Origin of the sequence: Barnesiella sp. CU968 (genome assembly GCF_905219685.1) — a bacterium.
In the GTDB taxonomy this organism is placed as follows: domain Bacteria; phylum Bacteroidota; class Bacteroidia; order Bacteroidales; family Muribaculaceae; genus Lepagella; species Lepagella muris_A.
Genome location: NZ_CAJMXD010000330.1, coordinates 1 through 3,221 on the forward strand (window position 1 = coordinate 1; position 3,221 = coordinate 3,221).

The 3,221-nt window shown below is 50.2% G+C and carries 2 protein-coding genes; both read right to left on the reverse strand.

Annotated elements, in window-relative coordinates:
• The coding region (locus JX312_RS10985; protein WP_204458028.1) for an endonuclease I family protein at nucleotides 1–1,373 on the reverse strand (1,373 nt) is incomplete at its 3' end.
• 45 nt (nucleotides 1,374–1,418) lie between these two features.
• On the reverse strand, nucleotides 1,419–3,032 hold the full coding sequence (locus JX312_RS10990; RefSeq protein WP_204458029.1) for an endonuclease: 1,614 nt from the start codon (nucleotides 3,030–3,032) through the stop codon (nucleotides 1,419–1,421).
• Nucleotides 3,033–3,221 lie beyond the last annotated feature (189 nt).

A 3,221-nucleotide genomic window follows, 5' to 3' on the forward strand; every position in this document is an offset into this window, starting at 1 on the left:
GTCCTGAATCTGACAACTGCTGATTCGTTGGGAATTACCGTTATTTCCGAATCCATGTCCTGATTCCGGTATTCAGCACTGCCACAATCGGGCATGAACCCGTTCGACTGGAAAGTGCATCCCATCACATGTCTGTTGTCGGCGGAGATTATTACATAAAGACTCTCCGGATCTATGGCATCGCCTGTAGCCGCAGGTGTCCATACCGAAGTGGAATAGTCGGTCACGGAGGGATCTTTCGCAGTCATGGTCACTGTCACAACCGAACTGCGCAGATTCTTACCTCCGGTCTCTTTCATGGCATATGCCTTGACGATGTGAGTCTCGCCGTTGACAGTTCCCGCCGGTATCGAGATTCTGTCGCCATATCTCTGATACGAACCTCCGTCAAGGCTTATCCAGAGATCACCTTCTGCTATATCAAACACCAGATTGCGGCTACCCCAGTAATCCGCCGCATATGTGTTGACATCCGTGAGTCGCGCATCCTGAACTGCCGGATCCGCCGGACGATTCACGGCATCGGCGGCATTCCCCTCCAACGTGAATGCGCTACCCTTGCGGTCACCCCATATATACTCGGCGAGTGAGGGAAAGTCGATAAACGGATTGCGGTTTTTCTGGATGCCGTAGATCTGTTCGTTGCGGTTAAGCTCCTTGTCATCGACAGGGTCTTCCGCCGCCCATTTCAGAAGCATGGAGGCAGCCCAGGGCTGAAGGTCTATCGTGCCGTCGGTTATCGTATAGAGAGCCTCGCCACCCTTGTCCGTTTTCCAGGAAATGGCGTCATAGGCGGTCATGATATATAGATAGGCGCGGGCGAAATCACCCTTGTATTCATCGGCAGGTTCAAACACCTTGGACGCACCCCCTCCGTATCCGGCGGCAGGCGCTCCGATAAGCACCAGTCCGTTGTCGAATGCCGGATTGCCTCCAACGATCCCTATCGGGTTGTTCGACTTGGCATTGTTGGCATCTGAATTTGAGGGATTAAGATGAAACAGATCCTGATAGGCGGCTTCGCTTCCCTCTTTCCCGCCCCACCATGAGTTGGCTACGGAATGCTCTATGTTAAGCGAGTTGTGACCCGATTCCACATATACAAGTTTGTTTGAATACATGTCCCACCATGCCTTTCTGCCCTGTATCATCCTGATATCGGTAAATTCAAATGCCTGCCATGTCTTGAAAGATGTATTGCCGTCGCCATAGGCGACCGACACGAAATCTTCCGGAATCGCCACCTTCCTTACTGCTGCCTTCAGTTCCTCTCCGCTTTTCCCTTCCAGTTCGCGGTAATATCCCGCCGGAATCTCCCCCATCAGCGACAGTGCTCCGGCAGTCACCATTATACCTGATATCAGATTTCTCATAAGCTGTTGTTTTAATTTACATTAACCGGCAATTCATCATTGCCTTCATTTGATCATCACCTTGACACACTTGCTGAACGCTGGCGAGCTCACTATATATATCCCTCTTGCAAGGTTTTCGCCGCTCGCGAGTCGACGCCCGTTGAGATCATATATTTCCGCGCCGTCGGGCACAAGGATATTATTGCCCCAGACCTCGACCATGACGCTGTCGTCTTCGTCCGTCATGTCTTCAATCCCTGACGCGTCTTTCACCTTGCGGTAGAAATCAAGTCGCTCCTGACCGCTGCTGGTGTAAGTCGTGAACCGTCTCGCACTCTTGTTGTAATACAAAGCACCCGCTCCGCTGCTGACCGTAGGTCCGTATACCACCGACACTCCCTGCGCGGAATACGTCAGTTTTGCCTTCACTCCTTTCGTAGTGGAATAATCAGTCAGGTTTATTGTCTTGTTCGCCGAACTGAAAAGATAACCTTTGACGTTGCCGCCAAGATCGGATGCCTTGAGGGCATATCCGTCGCCAAGGGTCTCGAGCGTAATCAGCGCGGCGTCTGAAGGCGCCTTCTCGATCACTCCGTCATTTATGACTATTGTCTCTGTCGGCTCAAAATATGTCTTTTCCTTATTTTGCTCAAGAGTCATTGCAACATGAGAGTCAGACCCTAAGATCAGATAACTTTCTCCGGCACGAATATCAGACTGGGAGGCAACCAGAACATAAGTTCCGGGCACAAGAGCCGGATCTTCGGGTGAAGGGTCAACAGGGTCGGGATCAACCGGATCCGGGTCTATCGGGTCCGGGTCCACAGGACCGGGATCCGGCTCATGAGCACCATCCACATGATATGGCTCCCCTGCCTTGCTTCCCCATATATAATCGGCAAGATCAGGGAGATCGATAAAGGGATTCCTGTTTTTCTGCTGACTGTAGACACCATCGTTGCGGTCACGCTCCTTCTGGCTTACCGCATCATTTGCCGACCAGCGAAGAAGAAGCTCTTTAGCCCACGGCTTAAGCTCAAACGGACTCGCCGTGAACATCCACTCCACATTCTGTCCCCCGCTTGTACGTCCCCAGTTTATGTCATCATACACCACAAACATATACATGTATGTTCTGGCGAAATCTCCCTTGTAGTCATCATGAGGCTCAAAACCGTTGCTGCTTCCTCCACCCTGACCGGACTTCGGAGAACCCACATTGACAACTCCGTTTGTCCAGGAACATTTGGAAAGTTCCGTAAGAGGATAATTGCTTTTACGGCTGTTGCCATCCTTATCAGACGGATTCAGATGGACAATATCCTTATATGCGTCATTCTTTGTTCCGCCCCACCAGGAATTTGCCACGGAATGCTCAATATTCATCCCCGGGTGTCCGGATGAAACGGCTACATTATTGGAGCTATACATATCCCACCAGCATTCCTTGCCGTTGACAACCCTGACATCCGTCTTACGGAAAGCGTTCCAGGTAGCGTCGCCATACGAAATCACCGTATGTTTCCTCACTATCGCCTTGACGGCTTTCTTCAATGCCACACCGGTTTTCCCTTCGAGAGAATCATAATACCCGGCAGGTGCGTCAGCGACTGCCGGTGTCGCGAGAGCCAAAGCGCATAAGGACGCTCCCGCCAAACTGCTTAATCGTGCGTTCATGATCGATTCAGGTCTAAATAAGTATTTGATTAGGTTAATTAGTTCAGAACTGCAAATATAAACAAATCCGTTGAATAAACATCAATTGCTTATAAGTTTTTCTCAGTTTCTCTCAGTTTCTCTCAGTTCCTCTCAGAGCTTGTCTAAATTTTATTGATTAAAAATTTTATGGCAGCGAAATCAATCATT